The organism is Plesiomonas sp. (assembly GCF_051650925.1).
GTDB lineage: Bacteria > Pseudomonadota > Gammaproteobacteria > Enterobacterales > CAMTGL01 > Plesiomonas.
Genome location: NZ_JBOFRH010000435.1, coordinates 1 through 1,299, shown reverse-complemented (window position 1 = coordinate 1,299; position 1,299 = coordinate 1). Strand labels below are relative to the sequence as shown.

Here is a 1,299-nt window from a genome sequence, read left to right as displayed (position 1 = left end):
GCTATCGATCAGGGCACTCTGGCCGGCCCGCGTATTTATCCCAGCGGTGGTATGATTTCACAAACCTCCGGTCACGGTGATTTTCGTTTGCCACAAGAGCGTGCACGCCGGTTTGGTGGGGAGGTTACGCGTGGTGAGCTATTAGGCGCTGGCTTTATTGTTGATGGGCGTGATGAAGTTCTTACCGCAACTCGTGAAAACCTGCGGGCGGGTGCAACACAGATTAAAGTCATGGCTGGCGGCGGGGCTGCAACCCAATATGATCCATTAGATGTCGCGCAATATACGCTAGATGAAATGAAGGCCGCCGTTGAAGCGGCAGGAGACTGGGGCACTTATGTTACCGTGCATGCCTATACCCCAAAATCGGTAAAACGTGCAATAGATGCCGGAGTTTTGTGTATTGAGCATGGGCAACTGCTCGATGAAGAGACCATTAAACTATTGGGGGATAAGGGCATCTGGCTTAGCCTGCAAGCACTTGATGAAGCACCTGCTACAGCACCAGAAAATATCCGTGAGAAAAAACATCAGGTTGTTCAGGGAACTGATAATGCCTTTACCTGGGCGCTCAAACATAACGTTAAACTAGCATGGGGAACCGATTTCTTGTTTAATCCGGCAAACAATAAAAAACAAAATGCCGATATTGCCAAGCTAAAAGCGTGGATGACACCGGCTCAGGTGTTAAAACTAGTCACTCATGATAACGCACAATTGCTGGCACTTTCCGGATTACGTAATCCATATCCGGGAAAACAAGGTGTTGTTGAAGAGGGGGCATTAGCCGATTTACTGCTGGTTAACGGTAATCCGCTCGAAAATCTGGAGCTACTCAGTGATCCGCAAAATAATTTTATGCTGATCATGAAAGATGGCAAGGTATACAAAAATACGCTTCAAAATAAGTAATATTTTTTATGAGTGTTAAAGTGTGCATGCTATTGCACACTTTAACGTATTATTGGCTATAGCATCATTACAGGTTGTTTTATTTTTCCGTAGCTAATAGCACAAAGAGGCGGCTATGCGTCTAAAAATAGAAGATATGGTCCTATTTGCAAAAGTTGCTGAAACGCTGAATTTCAGCCATGCTGCTGATGAGCTTGAGATCCCACTGTCTACATTAAGCCGCCGAATTGCGCTGTTTGAAAAAGAGCTGCAAATCCCCCTATTTGAGCGTTCTACTCGGCAAGTTTGTCTGACTGATGAGGGGAAGGATATACTCATTTATTGCCGTGATATTGTCAGTAAAAAAAGTGAGCTGGAAGATTATATTATTGGTAGTTATTATAAAGC

Annotated in this window: 2 protein-coding genes; both read left to right on the top strand. The window is 44.7% G+C overall.

What is annotated here, in order from left to right; translation table 11 throughout:
• A partial coding sequence (locus ACRC27_RS10590) for a metal-dependent hydrolase family protein (RefSeq protein ID WP_438639842.1) occupies positions 1-912 on the top strand: 912 nt, incomplete at its 5' end.
• Positions 913-1,027: 115 nt separating this feature from the next.
• Positions 1,028-1,299 (top strand): LysR family transcriptional regulator (locus tag ACRC27_RS10585; protein WP_438639841.1); only part of this gene is annotated, 272 nt, incomplete at its 3' end.